Raw genomic sequence first — 16556 nt, 5'->3', positions numbered from 1 at the left:
ACCGCGCGACGCGGCGGGCCGCGTGCACTTCGGCGCCGGTCAGGCGAGTGGGGTGAACGTCCACAGCAGGTTGGTGCTCTGCTGCCATGCCCACTGCTTGGTCACGGCTCCCTCCGCGACCATCCCTCCGCCGTCGAGAACCAGTTGCGTGCGGCGGTTGGCGACGGAGTACTGACCCTGGCCGCGGTGGACGATCTGCCATTGCTGGGTGTCGCCGCCGTCCCAGGCCTTCTGCCGGGCCGGGTCGCCGTCGGCGGTGGCGCCCCAGCCGTCGGCGACCATGCCGTTGGTGCGGTTGACGAGTCTGTAGTAGCCGTTGCCCAGTTCGATCGCCTGCCACTGGAGATTGGTGTGGTCGACGGACTCCCACTGCTTCAGGGGCGAGCCGCTCGCGACGTTGCCGCCGCTGTCCAGCACGAGGTGGTTCGTGACGTTGGCCAGGCGGAAGTACCTGTCGGGCCTGAACGTCACCTTCAGCGAGGCGATGACGTCGTTGTTGCCGGTCGCCCGAAGATCGGGGGTGTTCGAGGTGAACGTCCAGGCGGTGCCGGTGAAGTTGTCGCCGGAGTAGCCCGTCACCTGGTAGCCGTCGGGCACCAGGACGGAGGAGGCCAGGGCGGGTCCCAGGCCGGCGGCGGTCAGCTGGGAGGAGGTGTAACTGCCCAGCGGCAGGACGGCGCGGGCGCCCGCGTAGTCGACGTTCGCGCACACCGTCGCGGAGACGCTCGCGGGCATGCCCTGGACCTCGACGCACACCACGGAGACGTTGGCGTCCGGCGCGGTGGCCGGCACGGTGACCTCGATCTGGTCGGTGACCGTGAACGGGAGCGAGACGGAAGGGTTGTTCAGCACGTAGACGCGACTGATGGTGTTGTCGATGGCGGGTATCCGCAGCCGGCCGTTCGTGGGCCAGGTGAAGACGTGGGCGAAGAGCTTGCCGTTCTTCCTGGTGACCTTCCCCCACGCGGGTTCGGCGGCGAACGGGCTGCCGCTGGTGCCGTGAACGCCGTCGCTGTGGACCGACATCCACGAGGCGAGGCCGTTGAGCACCGTCTGCGTGCCGGCGGTGACCGAGCCGTCGCCCTTGGGTCCGATGTTCAGCAGGAGGTTGCCGTCCCGGGCGACCACCGTGACGAGTTCCTGGACGATGTCCTTGACGGACCGGTAGGAGTTCTCGCTCCCCGCGTTGTAGCCCCAGGCGCCGTTCATGGTGCTGCAGCGCTCCCACGGCCTGCCCATCGGCGCGGCGGGTATCCCGAACTCCGCGACCGCGTAGTCGCCGAGTCCGAGGTCCCGCTTGACCCGTTCGTTGACGATGAGGCCGGGCTTGCGGGCGATCAGCCAGTTGTAGAGGTCGACGCCGTCCGATTCCAGCCACCAGTCCTCCAGCGTGGGCCCTGCGGGCTCGCCGAACCAGTCCCCGTCGAACCACAGCAGCGCCGGGTCGTAGCGGTCCAGCAGTTCCTGGAGCTGCGCCTTCATGTCGGCGATGTAGGCGGCGCGGGCGGCCTGCGAGGACATCGTGGTCAGACCGCTCTGGTGACGGTCCGTCTGGGAGGGGTGGTTCCAGTCGAGGATCGAGTAGTACAGGCAGAACTTGATCCCACGGCTCTCGCAGGCCCTCTTGAGGTCCATCAGCGGGTCGGTCTGCACGCCGTTGTAGTCGTGCAGGTTGTACAGCTTGGTGCCGGTGGTGTCGGTGAAGCTCGCCACGCCGGAGTCCCACATCGCGAAGCCCTCGTGGTGCTTGGCGGTGATCACGAGGTACTTCATGCCGGCGTTCCTGGCCAGTTCGGCGATGGCGGCGGCGTCGAACCGGGCCGGGTCGAAGTTCCTGGTGACCTGGGTCTGGTAGTTCGCCTTGCTCCACTGCTGGCTGTCGAAGGCCCACTCGCCCTGGCCGAGGTACGAGTAGGAGCCGAAGTGGATGAACATCCCGAACCGTGCCTGGTACCACCAGTCCATCTTCGAGGGGACGGTGTACGCCTCGGCCGTGGAGGGCCACAGAGCCTGTGGCAGTCCGAGGACCGCCACCCCTCCGGCGAGTGCGGCGGCCTTCATCAGTGAGCGTCTGCTGAGGGAGTCAGAGGGCATGGCGCGGCTCCATGTGTCGGGGAGAGGGAGGACAGGGCGTCATCCTCGACAAGACATCGGATGGATTTATAGGGGACCCACGAAGGCCGCGTCTACAGCCGGGACGACTTTGGCTCAACAGACCAAGAGAAATGGCATTTTGGGCAACTCGGCCACTCCGGAAGATCGCCCATCACTCAGCAGGGATCCTGCTATAGATGGGATCTATTACGGTGGTCACGCCCCGCGAGAAGGTCGCCCCGTCGCCTGTGCGTTTCCGCCGTGCTCGGATGGGGGACCCGGCGGTCGTGGTGGCGTACGGAGCGGAGCAGCGCGTGCGGGTGCCCGCCGTGCGGGCGCGCTGGCTCAGGCAGACGTTCGTGCACTGGCCGTTCCGGCCGGAGGCGGTGCAGGCCCTGCTGCCCCGGGAACTGGTCGTGGACGAGTACGACGGGGCGACGTGGGTGGGTTTCACGCCCTTCGTGATGGCGGACGTGCGTCCCCCGGTCGTCCCCGCGTCGGCCCCCGGGCTCCCGACGTTCGCGGTGTCCAACCTGCGGACCTATGTGCGGCGCGGGGACGGCCGGGACGGGATCTGGTTCCTGTCCATCGAGGTGGCCTGCCCACTGATGCTGGCGGCCCGTGCCGTCGGGGCGCCGTACACGCTGGGTACCCTGCGCGTCAGCACCGACGGCGGCACCGTGTCCTACGCGGGCTCGCGAGGGCTGCGACGCACCCGGCGCGTCGCGTACCGCCTGAACGTCCGTCCCGGTGATCCCGTCCAGCCGACCGAGCGGGACGTGTGGCTGACCTCTCGCTGGCGTGCGTACACCCGTCGGCTGGGGCGCATCTGGGAGACACCGGTGGAACACGAACCCTGGCCGTTGGCCGGCGCGGCCGTCGAGGTGCTGGAGGAGACGCTGACCGCCGCGGCGGGCCTGCCGGCCCCGCTCGGCGCACCCGTCGTCCACTACTCGCCGGGGGTCGAGCACGTCCGGCTGGGGCCTTCCCGGCCTCTTCCCACGTGAGCGGGCCGTCGTGAGCGGGCCGTCGTGAACGGGACGCCGCGCGAGCGCCGCCGCGGTGGGCGGCTGCGTGCCGAGCGGCTGCGCTTCGACGGCTGGATCGCCGGCACGGGCACGGCCTCCGGCACCCGCATCGTGCTGGGGCACTGGCCGCGGTCGCCGTTCGGGCCGTTCAGCGATGTGATGCTGGAGCGGCCGGACGGAGAACGGCTGCTGCTCGCCCCCACCCGGCAGACGGCGGACTTCGTCAGCGGCACCTACGTCTTCGACACCGTGCGGGTCGTCCCGGTCGAGGTGCGCGTCTACGGCGAGACCTGGACGGTCTCGGCAGGACCGCTCGACCTGCGTTTCGCGACGGGCCGCCGAGAACTGCTCGGACTGCTGCTGCGCGCGGTGCCCGGCGGGCTCGCCAGGCAGCCGGTCTGGTGCGCGCTCCTGTCCCTTCCCGCCCGTGTGCTGCTGCCGGGCGTGCGCACCCGTGGCAGCGCGCGAGCGGGCCGCCGTGAGTGGTACGGAGCCCGTGACCTGCGGCCGATCCGCGCGGTGTCGGCGCTGTTCGAGGGCGTCGACCTGGGAGCGATGGCCCCCGTCGTCCCGCCCGTGCGCTTCGGTTTCGGATCCGCGCCGAGGAGACCCGCCCTGACCAAAGTCACGACGACGGTCGCGGTGGAGAGCGCGAGTGAGGACTCGTCTTCCACCAGGTCCGCCACGGCGTGAACGTCGCCCCCACCGGGTGGACCGGCCCGGCGGGGGCACTCGAAGTGCCATCACAGGACTCCGGGAGCCGGAGGGGAATCATGAACACGACGGCACGGGCCCCGCTCGACGGTCCGACGCGGCAGAAACGGCTGGTGATCTACCTCAACGACCACCTGGCCGGCGCGACGGCGGGCGTCGAACTCGCCCGTCGCACGGCTGAGGAGCACCGCGGTTCGGCGTACGGCGAGGCCCTGGAGGGCCTGCGCAAGGAGATCTCCCAGGACCGGCTGGCCCTGGTGCGTCTCCTCGCCGACCTCGACATCCCCGTCCGGCGCTACAAGTGGTACGGGGCGTGGCTGGGTGAGAAGGCCGCGCGGATGAAGCCCAACGGCCGTGTGCTGCGCCGCTCCGGACTGGCCCTGCTGATCGAGATCGAGGCGCTGCGGCTGGGAGCACAGGGCAAGGCCTCGCTGTGGCGCGGGCTGCTCGCCGCGTCGGCACAGGACTCACGTCTGGACGCCGACCGTCTGGAGGAGCTGCTGCGCAGGGCGGAGCACCAGATCAACACGCTGGACTCCCTGCACGCCAGGGCCGCCACGGAACTGCTGTTTCCCGGGCCTGAGCAGGAACCGTCACCGACGCCCACGGCGGGTACGAACTCCTCGAGCTGACGCGGCCGGCCGCCGCCGGTGCGGACGGGGAGCGGACGGAGTGCGACAGGAGGCGCAGGGCACTGGTCCGGGCGCAGCAGACAGCCCTCGTCCGTCCGGCCGGTTCCCCCCGTCGCGGCCTTGGTCCACCGGTTGCACCGCAGGGGCACGGGTACTCGCGCGGCTCGGTTCCGGCCATCGGCCCAGGAGACCTCCATGGGCTTCAACCCACTGGAACACCAAGGCATCCCTCCGGACCGCCAGCTGCGCAACTGGCGTGAGCTCGATGTCGAGCCCGTCGATCCCGACCACGGTCCCTGGGTCCGGTCACCGCGCTGGTCGACCGCGCGCGGGATGCCGTACGCAAGGCCATGGGCAAGGACGGCTGACCCGCCCTGCCGCCCGTCCGGCGCGACGGGCCCGAGCTGTGGCCTCGGCAGTGACGGCCGCGGCTCAGGAGCCAGGTGTCCGGCTGCGGGTGCGGGGTCGGCGGCCGATTGTCCACGCCACGACGGTCTACGCCACGGCGGTCTGCGTCACCTCGTCGTCGGGCGAGGCGAACTGGGTGCGGTACAGCTCGGCGTAGCGGCCGTCGACGGCGAGCAGTTCCTCGTGGGTGCCTCGTTCCACGATCCTTCCGTCCTCGACCACCAGGATCTGGTCGGCCGAGCGGATCGTGGACAGCCGGTGGGCGATCACGATCGCGGTCCTGCCCTCCAGCGCCTCGGTGAGCGCCTCCTGGACGGCGGCCTCCGAGGTGTTGTCCAGGTGGGCGGTGGCCTCGTCGAGGATGACGACCCGCTGGCGGGCGAGGAGCAGCCGGGCGATGGTCATGCGCTGGCGTTCACCGCCGGAGAGCCGGTAGCCGCGCTCGCCCACCACGGTGTCGAGGCCGTCGGGCAGGGACCGCACGAGAGCGTCGAGGCGGGAGCGGCGCAGGGCGTCCCACAGCTCGGCCTCGCTCGCCTCCGGGCGGGCCAGCAGCAGGTTCGCCCGCACGGTGTCGTGGAAGAGGTGGCCGTCCTGGGTGACCATGCCGAGGGTCGCCCGCAGGGAGTCGGCGCTCAGGTCGCGGACGTCGACGCCACCGATGCGGACGGCGCCCTCGTCGACGTCGTAGAGCCGCGGCAGCAGTTGGGCGACGGTCGACTTGCCGGCGCCGGAGGAGCCGACGAGGGCGACGGTCCGGCCGGGTTCGGCGCGGAAGGAGACGCCGTGCAGGACCTCGGCGCCGCCGCGGCTGTCCAGGGAGGCGACCTCCTCCAGTGAGGCCAGGGAGACCTTGTCGGCGGAGGGGTAGCCGAAGCGGACGTCCGCGAACTCGACGGCGACCGGCCCCTCGGGGACCTCGCGGGCATCCGGTTTGTCCTCGATCAGCGGCTTCAGGTCCAGTACCTCGAAGACCCGCTCGAAGCTGACCAGCGCGCTCATCACCTCGACACGGGCCCCGGCCAGGGCGGTGAGCGGGGCGTACATCCGGGTCAGGAGCAGCGCGAGGGAGACCACGGCGCCGGGTTCCAGGCTGCCGCGCAGGGCGAACCAGCCGCCGAGGCCGTAGACCAGGGCGAGGGCCAGGGAGGAGACCAGGGTCAGGGCGGTGATGAACACCGACTGGGCGGTGGCGGTCCGTACGCCGATGTCGGCCACGCGACGGGCCCGGGCCGCGAACTCCACGGACTCCTGCTCGGGCCGGCCGAAGAGCTTGACCAGGGTGGCGCCGGGGGCGGAGAAGCGCTCGGTCATGCGGGTGCCCATGGCCGCGTTCAGGGTGGCGGCCTCGCGCTGCATCCGGGCCATCCGGCTGCCCATGCGGCGGGCCGGGATCACGAACACCGGGAGCAGCGCCAGCGCGAGCAGGGTGATCTGCCAGGACAGGGTGAGCATCACCACAAGGGTCAGCACCAGCGTGACCAGGTTGCTGACCACGCCGGACAGGGTGTTGCTGAAGGCGCGCTGGGCGCCGATGACGTCGTTGTTGAGTCGGGAGACGAGCGCTCCCGTACGAGTGCGTGTGAAGAACGCGACCGGCATGCGCTGCACATGATCGAACACAGCCGTGCGCAGATCGAGGATGAGCCCCTCCCCGAGCGAGGCCGACAGGCGCCTCGCGAGGATGCCCAGTGCCGCCTCGGCGACCGCGATGAGGGCGATGAGCAGGGCCAGGTGCACGACCTTGCCCTCGTCGTCGCCCGACACGATCGCGTCCACGACGTTGCCGGCCAGGACGGGCGTGGCCACGGCGAGGAGCGCGGTGGCCACCCCGAGCACGACGAAACGGGCGATTCGGGTACGGTGCGGGCGGGCGAACGCGCCGATGCGGCGCAGCGTCGCCCGCGCGAACGGGCGGCGCTCCTGCTCGGCGTTCATGACACTGTGCAGCTGTGTCCAGGCTGTGGTCTCCATGCTCATGGGAGAGAACTTAGGACCTCAAGCGTTATTGAGGTCAACGCCCGAATCTCGACCGCCCGACCGAAGGACTCGATGACCGCACGTAAGACCCTGGTCCCGCTTCCGCAACCCGCCGTTGGCGCGGCGGGGAAAACCTCTCCCGGTGTGACAGCGGTAGAACTCCCCCAGGGACGCCCTCCCCAGCGCCTCCCCGTCCGCCGTATCCGCCAGATCCTGTGTCTGGTCCCGCTTCTGCTGGTCACCGTCGTGGCGGTGCAGCACCGTTCCGTGCTCGCCGAAGGCTTCGGACACCTCCGGCACGCCGAGTGGCCGTGGCTGCTGGCCGCGGTCGGTGCCACCTGTCTGACGTGGGTGGCCGCCTCCTTCACCCGGCAGGGTGCCGTGGTGGAGCGGCTGCCCCGGAGGCGGCTGCTGGCCACGCAGTTCGCGGCCGGTGCCGCCAACCATCTGCTGCCGACGGGCCTCGGCGCGAGCGCGGTCAATCTGCGGTTCATGACCGTGTGCGGGGTTCCCCTGGCCCGCTCCTCGGCCGCGCTCGCCCTGTATCTGCTGGCGGAGACGATCGGCCGGCTCACCCTGCTGACCGCGCTCCTCGTCGCGTTCCCGGACGCGCTGCGGCTCGGCACCCTGCTGCCCGACACGGCGGTCGGGCCCCTGCTGCTGGGCCTGGGCGCGGTGCTGTTGGTGGCCGTGGGCGTCCTCGTCGGTGTCCGCCGGGTGCGCACGGCGGTGGGCTCCTTCCTGCGGACCGCGCTGTGCGAGGCCCGCTCGGTGCACGCCCGGCCGTCCCGGGCGCTCGCCCTGTGGGGCGGCTCCCTCGCCTTCCCCGCGCTCCAGGCGGCGGGCCTGGCCGCGGTCGGGCAGGCGCTCGGGCTGTCGGTGCCGCCCGTGCACATGGCCCTCGCGTATCTGGCCGCGACCTGCGCGGTGGCCCTGGTCCCCACGCCGGGCGGGGTCGGCTCGGTGGAGGCGGCCCTGGTGGTGGCGCTGGTGGCGGCCGGCGGCCCGGCGGCCGTGGCCACGGCCGTGGTGCTCGCCTACCGGATCATCACGGTCTGGGTGCCGCTGGTACCGGGGGCGCTGACGCTGGGCGCGCTGGTGCGCCTGAAGGTGATCTGACCGACGGCACGAGACACCACGGACCCGTACCACAGGGAGCCGTTTTCAGCCGGGTCCGTGGAGCCCGGGTCGGTGAAGCGAGCGGATCGGACGGACGGCTGTGGTGTGGGGGGCCTGTGTGACGGTGCTGTTCTGCCTGCCGCACTCGAACTCCGGCCGGGAACAGGGCGAACTCGCCGAGGGGATCGTCCGAAACCCGACGATCCGATGCCCTGCGAGGTACGAACTCCTGTGCCGGATACGGCAGGATGAGCGGTCGCGTCGGCCACGGAACCTTCACACGGGCGACGCGATCGCACATCCCGCAATTCTCGAACAGGTGGCAATGTGACGGCATTTCAACGGGATCTCACCATGGACGACATGGTCGGCGCCGGCATCGCCGTGGTCGCGGGCCTGGTGGCGGCTTTCCTGCTGCGCATGCTGCTCAAGTGGCTGGGCAAGCACGCGGACCGCACCAAGTGGGGCGGCGACGACGTCCTGGTGGCCGCGCTGCGCACCGTGGTGCCCTCGGCGGCGGTCGCGGGCGGCATCGCCGTGGCGGCGGCGGCGCTGCCGCTGACCAAGGCCGTCCAGCACACGGTCAACCAGGTCCTGACCGTGCTGCTGATCTTCGTCGTCACCGTGGCGGCGGCCCGGCTGGTCGCGGGGCTCGTGCGGACGGTCACGACGTCCCGCTCCGGGGTCGCCGGGTCGGCCACGATCTTCGTCAACATCACGAGGGTGCTGGTCCTGGCGATCGGCTTCCTGGTGGTCCTGCAGACCCTCGGGATCTCCATAGCGCCCCTGCTCACCGCACTGGGCGTCGGCGGTCTCGCGGTCGCGCTGGCCCTCCAGGACACACTCGCCAACCTCTTCGCCGGCATCCACATCCTCGCCTCCAAGACGGTCCAGCCCGGCGACTACATCCGGCTGGCCAGCGGCGAGGAGGGCTATGTCGAGGACATCAACTGGCGTCAGACGACGGTCCGCGCCCTCTCCAACAACCTGATCGTCGTGCCCAACGGCGAGCTCGCCAAGACGAACATGACCAACTTCATGCGTCCCGAGCAGCAGTTGACGATCCTGGTGCAGGTCGGGGTGGCCTACGACAGCGATCTCGACCACGTCGAGCGGGTCACCTGCGAGGTCGTCACCGAGGTCATGACCGAGGTCGAGGGCGCGCTCCCCGAGCACGAACCGCTGGTCCGCTTCCACACCTTCGGGGACTCCCGGATCGGCTTCACGGTGATCCTGGGCGTCGGGGAGTTCAGCGACCAGTTCCGCATCAAGCACGAGTTCATCAAGCAGCTGCACAGGCGCTACCGCCAGGAGGGCATCCGGATCCCGGCGCCGACGCGGACCGTCGCCATCCAGCAGGGCTCACTGTCGATCCCGCACCAGCGCGGCGCGGACACCGTGATCGAGCCGGGCGAACTGCCCGCCGCCCGCTTCGACTAGACCACGCGTCTCGGACCGGGCGCGGCGCGACCAACACCCGGTCCGGGGTCGCACGGGGGCACCGATCGGGCGCCCCGCACTACCGGGCCGACCCCGCGACCGCGTGCAGGGCGCGAACGTCCGTCGGGCGGCGAGCGTCCGGCGCGTAGGCACACCGTGACACACGGCGCCCCGATCCCCTGCCCAGGCCCGGGCCGGGCCCACGGCAGGGACGGGGGCCCGTGCGGTCGGCTCACGCCGGACGGCCACCACACATCAGCATCCGGCGACACGAGGCGACCCCGACCCCCGGCCCCACCCAACCCGGGCCGGACCCCGCGCCGGGACACGGGCCGGTCGGTCGGCGTGGGGCCGGTGCGTGGGCGCGTGGAGGAGTAGCGGCGTGCCTCGTTCGGGCGGGTCGGTGCTGCCGTGGTCGGTTACAGGGTCGCCGAGTTGTCGTGCCAGTGGCCGTCCGTCCGGTTCTGCGGCTGACGCAGGGCGGAGCTCGCCGGGGTCACCGTCCAGTCCGGGTGGCCGGGCATCCTCGGGGTCTTGGTGCCGTAGAGCCAGGCCCCCAGGAAGCCGGACTGGTCGGTCCCGGAGACCTCCGATGCGACGGCGATGTAGTCCTGCGTCGACGCCGAGCCGTTGCGGAAGCGTGCCAGGAACGTGGACTCGATCGCGGCGAAGACCGTCTCGCCGACCTGCCGGCGCAGCGCGTACAGCACGAGGACGCCACCGAGGTAGCGCTGGCTGTCGAAGAGGTTGGCCTCGTTCGGGGCGGCCACCGGACCCGAGGACTTGCGCCACTGGTCGCCGCGCGCGTACGTGTCCTTCATCCGGGCTTCCATGGTGGTGAGGCCGAGGGAGTCGGCCCAGCCGCGCTCGTAGCGGTACAGCAGCCCGTAGAAGTCGGCGTGGCCCTCGTTGAGCCACAGGTCGGACCAGGTCGCCGGACTCACGCTGTTGCCGAAGTAGGAGTGGACCAGCTCGTGCATCATGTGCGAGCCGATGCTCTTCTCCGCCTGCAGCAGGAAGTTCGGCTTGTACAGGGTGAGGGTCTGGGTCTCCAGGCCCGTGAAGTCGAAGGCGTTCGAGGCGTCGTTGTTGCACGGCAGCAGGCCGTACGTCTCGAACGGGAAGGCACCGAGCCGCTGCTCGATCCAGCTCACCAGGTTCGGCGTGAGGGCGAGGGCGGGCTCCAGGGCGATGGCCCGCGCGGTCGGGACGACGTCCCGGAGCGGGAGTCCGTGCGGGCCCTGCCGGTCCTTGATCACGTAGTCGCCGATCGTGATCTGCACGATCTCCGTGGCGATCGGTTCACGGGACCGGTAGCAGTACGCGGTCCGGCCGTCACCGAGGTCCTCCGTGCTCACCAGGTGACCGCTCGCCACCCCCTTGAGCCCGGCCGGGACGGTGATGCGGAAGGTGAAGTCCGCCTTGTCCGAGGGGTGGTCGTTGCACGGGAACACGGTGTGCGCCGTGTTGGGCTGGGGGCAGATCGCGAAGCCGTCCGGCGTCGGCACCCAGGCGGTGTGGGCGAGGGCGGCGCGCGGGTCGGCCGAGTAGGCCACGACCACGGTCACGGTCTGCTGCGCGGACAGCGGACCGGCGGGCGTGATCCGCAGCTTCTCGCCGACCTGCTCGAAGGCGGCCGTGGCGCCCGCGACGGTGACGCTGCGCGTGGCCAGGCCCAGGGAGTCCAGGGAGAAGCGGCTCAGCTCCTGCGTGGTGGTGACCGTCAGCGTCGCCGTCGCGTCGACGAGCCGGGTCGTGGCGTCGTAGGCGAAGTCGAGGTGGTAGGCCGAGACGCGGTAGCCGTCGTTGCCGAGGCCCGGGAAGACGGGGTCCCCGAGGGTCTCCGGGCCAGGGACGGCGGTCTCCGGGTCGGCGTGCGCCGGGGAGGCCACGGACAGGGCCGCCACGGTGCCGAGCAGAGCTGCCGGGGCCGTCACTCTGGTGCGATATCTCATGGTCTGCTTTCCCTCGGGCGGCCGGGTGGTCGGGCCCGGCCGTCGGATGACTGCGATCAACGTGCATGACCACAAGATCAGACGCTTCGGTTGCCTCGGGGGATGTGCAGGATCTTCGGAAGTAGGCGAGGACCGCTGTCGAGACCGGCTCGATCACGAGATATCTTGATGTCGAGCAATGTTGCAGACGTGGAGCGGAGCACCCGGTGACTGACTCGACCATCATCTATACGCACACTGACGAGGCCCCGGCCCTGGCGACGTATTCCTTCCTGCCGGTGGTCCAGGCGTACGCCTCGCAGGCGGGTGTCTCCGTGGAGACGCGGGACATCTCGCTGGCCGGGCGCATCATCGCCGTGTTCCCGGAGTACCTGACCGAGGACCAGCGGATCCCGGACGCCCTGCACGAGCTGGGCGAACTGGCCAAGACGCCCGAGGCCAACATCATCAAGCTGCCGAACATCTCGGCGTCCATCCCGCAGCTCAAGGCCGCCGTGGCCGAGCTGCAGGCCCAGGGCTACGCGCTGCCGGACTACCCGGACGACCCCAAGACCGACGAGGAGCGGGACATCCAGGCCCGCTACGACAAGGTCAAGGGCTCCGCCGTGAACCCGGTCCTGCGTGAGGGCAACTCCGACCGCCGCGCCCCCGCCTCGGTCAAGAACTACGCCAAGACCCACCCGCACCGCATGGGCGCCTGGTCCTCGGACTCGAAGACCAACGTGGCGACCATGGGCGTGGACGACTTCCGCTCCACCGAGAAGTCGGTCGTGATCTCCGAGGCCGGCGCGCTGCGGATCGAGCTGGTCGGTGACGACGGCTCCACCACCGTGCTGCGCGAGTCGGTACCGGTCCTCGAGGGCGAGGTCGTCGACGCGTCGGTGCTGCACGTGGCCCCGCTGCGGGAGTTCCTCACCGCGCAGATCGCCCGCGCCAAGGCCGAGGACGTCCTGTTCTCCGTGCACCTCAAGGCCACGATGATGAAGGTCTCGGACCCGATCATCTTCGGTCACGTGGTGCGCGCGTTCTTCCCGCAGACCTTCGCGCGGTACGGCCAGACGCTCGCCGCGGCCGGTCTGACCCCGAACGACGGTCTGGGCGGCATCTACAAGGGCCTGGAGTCCCTGCCCGAGGGCGCCGAGATCAAGGCCTCCTTCGACGCTGAGCTCGCCGAGGGCCCGGCCCTCGCGATGGTCGACTCCGACAAGGGCATCACCAACCTGCACGTGCCGTCCGACGTGATCGTCGACGCCTCGATGCCGGCGATGATCCGCACCTCCGGTCACATGTGGGGCCCGGACGGCCAGGAGGCGGACACCCTCGCGGTGCTGCCCGACTCCTCCTACGCCGGTGTCTACCAGGCCGTGATCGAGGACTGCCGTGCCAACGGCGCCTACGACCCCTCGACCATGGGCTCGGTGCCGAACGTCGGCCTCATGGCGCAGAAGGCGGAGGAGTACGGCTCCCACGACAAGACCTTCGAGATCGCCACCACCGGTACGGTCCGCCTCGTCGACCAGGCCGGCAACGTGGTGATCGAGCAGGCGGTGTCCGCCGGTGACATCTTCCGCGCCTGCCAGACCAAGGACGCGCCGATCCGCGACTGGGTCAAGCTGGCCGTCACCCGCGCCCGCGCCACCGGCAACCCGGCCGTGTTCTGGCTCGACGAGACCCGCGCGCACGACGCCAACCTGATCGCCAAGGTCAACGCCTACCTGGCGGAGCACGACACCGAGGGCCTGGACATCCGGATCCTCAACCCGGTCGAGGCGACCAAGCTGTCGGTGGAGCGGATCCGCCGCGGCGAGGACACGATCTCGGTGACGGGCAACGTCCTGCGTGACTACCTCACCGACCTCTTCCCGATCCTGGAGCTGGGCACCAGCGCCAAGATGCTGTCGGTGGTCCCGCTGATGGCGGGCGGCGGCCTGTTCGAGACGGGCGCCGGCGGTTCCGCGCCGAAGCACGTCCAGCAGCTGGTCAAGGAGAACTACCTGCGCTGGGACTCCCTCGGTGAGTTCTTCGCGCTGGTGCCGTCCCTGGAGCAGTACGCGACGGCCACGAACAACTCCAAGGCCAAGGTCCTCGCCGACACCCTCGACCGCGCCACGGCGACCTTCCTCAACGAGGACAAGTCCCCGACCCGTCGCGTCGGCGGCATCGACAACCGCGGCAGCCACTTCTACCTGTCCCTGTACTGGGCCCAGGAGCTGGCCGCGCAGACCGACGACGCGGACCTGGCGAAGGCCTTCGCCCCGCTCGCCGAGTCGCTCGCCGCGAACGAGCAGAAGATCGTCGAGGAGCTGAACGCCGTCCAGGGCAAGCCGGCCGACATCGGCGGCTACTACCAGCCCGACCCGGCCAAGGCCGCGAAGGTCATGCGCCCGTCGACGACGTGGAACGAGACCCTGGCGTCCCTGAGCTGACCCGCACCCTCCCCGTACCTCCGCCCCGTCCGGCTCCTGCAGCCCGGCCGGGGCGGAGGCGTGTCCGGGGGGCACACCCCTGGAACACGTCCGGCGAATCGGGTTCGAGCAATCGCGTCCGGCACGGAGCCCGGCGGAGCCGCGGGCCGGGTGCACCGCTGGAGACCGCCGAGGCCGAACAGGCGGGCCCCTGGCCGCGAGACGCCCACCCTTGCGCCTGGGCTGCCCTCCGGGGGCCACGCACACCGCGGCCCGACCTGCGGGGCGATCGCGTCCGGCGCGGAGTCCGGTCGCGGGCTGCGCGGCGCGTCGGTTTGGGTTCTGGAGACCGCCGGGGCCCAGCCGCGTGGGCCGGCCCCGGCCGAGGGACACGCCATCCTTTCCCGGCCGCAGACCCACGGCTGCGACGGTGTGGGCCCTTGGAGACCTTCCCACCCGGGGGCGGTGCGGGGGCTCACCAGTCCCGTGTGGCGATCAGTTCCTTCGGTGTCCGCGTCCGGGAAGCCGTAGGCCGTGGCGCCTGCGTCAGGGCGTACAGCGCGGCCGGATCGGCGGGGCGGTCCGTGTCGATGCGCTCGTACAGGCGCCGCAGGGCCTCGCCCCGGTCGGCCACGCGGTCGCGCTCGCCCGCCGGTTTCCGATGTTCATGCTGAGATGGTGCACCAGGCCACTGACAACGCCCCGGGAGCAGCCGTATGCCTTCGTTCGACCTCGTGCCCGGTGCCGGGGGATCACCCGTGATCCTCCATGTGCCGCACTCCTCCCGGGAGATACCGGACGACGTGCGGGCGGGCATCGTGCTGGACGATGCCGCGCTGGAGCGGGAGCTCGACGACATCGTGGACGCGCACACCGCGGAGCTCGCCGAGGAGGCGGCCCGGCTGGCCCGACGGGCTCCGTGGCTGTTCGTGAACCGGCTCTCGCGCCTGGTCGTCGACCCCGAGCGGTTCCCGGACGAGCGGGAGGAGATGCTCGCCGTGGGCATGGGGGCCGTGTACACGAGGACCACGCGGCGGGAGGAGCTGCGGCCCGCGGACACCGACCCCGAGCCGCTCCTCGCCCGCTGCTTCCGGCCGTACGCCCGGGCGATGACCGACGCCGTGGCCGAGCGGCTGGCCGCTGCCGGGCGGGCCGTCGTCATCGACGTGCACTCGTACCCCAGCGCACCGCTGCCCTACGAGCTGCACGGCGAAGGCCCGCGGCCGCCGGTCTGTCTCGGGACCGACTCCTTCCACACACCGCCCGAGCTGCTCGACGCGGCGCGGAAGGCGTTCGGGGCGGTCGGGGAGGTCGGTCTGGACAGCCCGTTCAGTGGGACGTACGTGCCGTTGGAGTTCTACGGCCGGGAGCCGCGGGTGAGCGCCCTGATGGTGGAGATCCGGCGGGACACGTACATGAGCGAACCGGGCGGGCCCGCCGGGCCGGGGCTCCACGCGCTCGCGCAGGCGCTCGCCGCTCTCGTGGACGCGCTCGGCTGACTCCGCCTGGAGCACTCCCGCGCGACACGCGGCCGGGCGGCGGTGAGGGTGGGTGGCATGACCGAGGAGACCACCACGCTGGCAGAGCAGGCCCCGCCCCCGGTGCGGGAGTGGCCGCCGCTCGACCTGGCCGGGACCGAGTTCGACCCGGTGCTCGCCGAGCTGATGCGCGAGGGGCCGCTGAGCCGGATCCGGCTGCCGCACGGCGAGGGCTGGGCGTGGCTGGCCACCCGTTACGCGGATGTCAGGGCGATCACCAATGATCCGCGGTTCAGCCGCGAAGAGGTGACCCATCGTCAGGTGACTCGGCTGGCTCCGCACTTCAAGCCGCGTCCCGGTTCGCTCGCCTTCGCCGACCAGCCCGACCACAACCGGCTGCGCAAGGTGGTCGCCGGGGCGTTCACCGTGGCGGCGACGAAGCGGCTGCGGCCCAGGGCGCAGGAGATGCTGGACGGCCTGGTCGACGGTCTCGTACAGGACGGGCCGCCCGCGGATCTCGTCGAGCGCGTCCTCGAACCCTTCCCGATCTCCGTCGTCAGCGAGGTCATGGGCGTACCCGCCGCCGACCGCGAGCAGGTGCACGCCTGGACCCGGCGGATCATCTCCACCTCCGGCGGCGCCGAGGCCGCGGAGAAGGCCAAGAACGGGCTGTACGGCTGGATCACAGAGACCGTCCGGGCCCGTGCCCTCAGCAGCGGTGACGACGTGTACTCGCTGCTCGGGGCCGCCGTGCGCCGGGGTGAGATCAGCGAGACGGAGGCGGTGGGGCTAGCGGGTCCGCTCCAGATCGGCGGCGAGGCCGTCACCCACAACTGCGGCCAGATGCTGTACCTGTTGCTGACCCGGCCCGAGCTGATGGACCGCATGCGTCATCAGCCGGAGGCCCGTGGCACCGTGCTCGACGAGCTGCTGCGGCACATTCCGCACCGCACCTCGGTGGGCCTGGCCCGTATCGCCCTGGAGGACGTCGACCTGCACGGATGCGGGATCCGCGCGGGCGACGCGGTGTACGTCTCCTACCTGGCCGCCAACCGCGACCCTGAGGTCTTCCCGGACCCGGACCGCATCGACCCGGACCGGGAGCCCAACCCGCACCTGGCCTTCGGCAACGGCCCGCACTACTGCACGGGCGCGGTGCTCGCCCGGCTCCAGACCGAGCTCCTGGTCGACACGTTGCTCGACCGGCTGCCGGGGTTGCGGCTCGCGGTTGCGGCCGACGAGGTCGTCTGGCGCCGGAAGACGATGATCCGCGGACCGCAGACCCTGCCCGTCACCTGGTGAG

General features: G+C 71.2%; 12 protein-coding genes. 8 read left to right on the top strand and 4 right to left on the bottom strand.

Annotated elements, in window-relative coordinates; genetic code table 11:
- Positions 1-39: 39 nt before the first annotated feature.
- Positions 40-2094: an alpha-L-fucosidase gene (locus tag IOD14_RS15790; protein WP_212670560.1), complete on the bottom strand. Its 2055-nt coding sequence runs from the start codon at positions 2092-2094 to the stop codon at positions 40-42.
- Between the two features lie 269 nt (positions 2095-2363).
- On the opposite strand from IOD14_RS15790, the gene IOD14_RS15785 reads away from it, so the two are divergent.
- The 3 genes from IOD14_RS15785 to IOD14_RS15775 all read left to right on the top strand — a co-directional run bounded on the left by IOD14_RS15785 (position 2364) and on the right by IOD14_RS15775 (position 4468).
- Complete coding sequence (locus IOD14_RS15785; protein ID WP_212673283.1) at positions 2364-3101, top strand: DUF2071 domain-containing protein; 738 nt, start codon at positions 2364-2366, stop codon at positions 3099-3101.
- 24 nt (positions 3102-3125) lie between these two features.
- On the top strand, positions 3126-3815 hold the full coding sequence (locus IOD14_RS15780) for a hypothetical protein (RefSeq protein ID WP_249125924.1): 690 nt from the start codon (positions 3126-3128) through the stop codon (positions 3813-3815).
- A gap of 80 nt (positions 3816-3895) precedes the next feature.
- Positions 3896-4468 (top strand): hypothetical protein, encoded by a 573-nt coding sequence (locus tag IOD14_RS15775; RefSeq protein WP_212670559.1) that lies wholly within the window; start codon positions 3896-3898, stop codon positions 4466-4468.
- Positions 4469-4963: 495 nt separating this feature from the next.
- Here the strand turns inward: IOD14_RS15775 and IOD14_RS15770 are convergent, their stop codons facing one another.
- Entirely contained in the window at positions 4964-6850 is a 1887-nt protein-coding gene (locus tag IOD14_RS15770) for an ABC transporter ATP-binding protein (protein WP_212673281.1), read from the bottom strand.
- Between the two features lie 150 nt (positions 6851-7000).
- Here IOD14_RS15770 and IOD14_RS15765 point away from each other — a divergent pair, with 150 nt between their 5' ends.
- Both IOD14_RS15765 and IOD14_RS15760 read left to right on the top strand, forming a co-directional pair.
- On the top strand, positions 7001-7975 hold the full coding sequence (locus IOD14_RS15765) for a lysylphosphatidylglycerol synthase transmembrane domain-containing protein (RefSeq protein ID WP_212670558.1): 975 nt from the start codon (positions 7001-7003) through the stop codon (positions 7973-7975).
- A gap of 354 nt (positions 7976-8329) precedes the next feature.
- Entirely contained in the window at positions 8330-9415 is a 1086-nt protein-coding gene (locus tag IOD14_RS15760) for a mechanosensitive ion channel family protein (RefSeq protein WP_212673280.1), read from the top strand.
- Between the two features lie 419 nt (positions 9416-9834).
- Here IOD14_RS15760 and IOD14_RS15755 read toward each other — a convergent pair whose 3' ends face one another.
- On the bottom strand, positions 9835-11370 hold the full coding sequence (locus IOD14_RS15755) for a M1 family metallopeptidase (protein ID WP_212670557.1): 1536 nt from the start codon (positions 11368-11370) through the stop codon (positions 9835-9837).
- Between the two features lie 206 nt (positions 11371-11576).
- On the opposite strand from IOD14_RS15755, the gene IOD14_RS15750 reads away from it, so the two are divergent.
- Positions 11577-13796, top strand: coding sequence for an NADP-dependent isocitrate dehydrogenase (locus IOD14_RS15750; protein ID WP_212670556.1), 2220 nt, complete (start codon positions 11577-11579; stop codon positions 13794-13796).
- A 454-nt stretch (positions 13797-14250) separates the two neighbouring features.
- Here the strand turns inward: IOD14_RS15750 and IOD14_RS15745 are convergent, their stop codons facing one another.
- Positions 14251-14409, bottom strand: a complete 159-nt coding sequence (locus IOD14_RS15745; RefSeq protein WP_160160208.1) for a hypothetical protein — start codon at positions 14407-14409, stop codon at positions 14251-14253.
- An 82-nt stretch (positions 14410-14491) separates the two neighbouring features.
- Between IOD14_RS15745 and IOD14_RS15740 the strand changes: the two genes are divergently transcribed.
- Entirely contained in the window at positions 14492-15274 is a 783-nt protein-coding gene (locus tag IOD14_RS15740) for an N-formylglutamate amidohydrolase (RefSeq protein WP_212670555.1), read from the top strand.
- 57 nt (positions 15275-15331) lie between these two features.
- Positions 15332-16555: a cytochrome P450 gene (locus tag IOD14_RS15735; protein WP_212670554.1), complete on the top strand. Its 1224-nt coding sequence runs from the start codon at positions 15332-15334 to the stop codon at positions 16553-16555.
- Position 16556: the final 1 nt, after the last annotated feature.

The sequence above is a fragment of the Streptomyces sp. A2-16 genome, assembly GCF_018128905.1.
In the GTDB taxonomy this organism is placed as follows: domain Bacteria; phylum Actinomycetota; class Actinomycetes; order Streptomycetales; family Streptomycetaceae; genus Streptomyces.
This window is presented reverse-complemented; position numbering and strand designations above follow the sequence as displayed.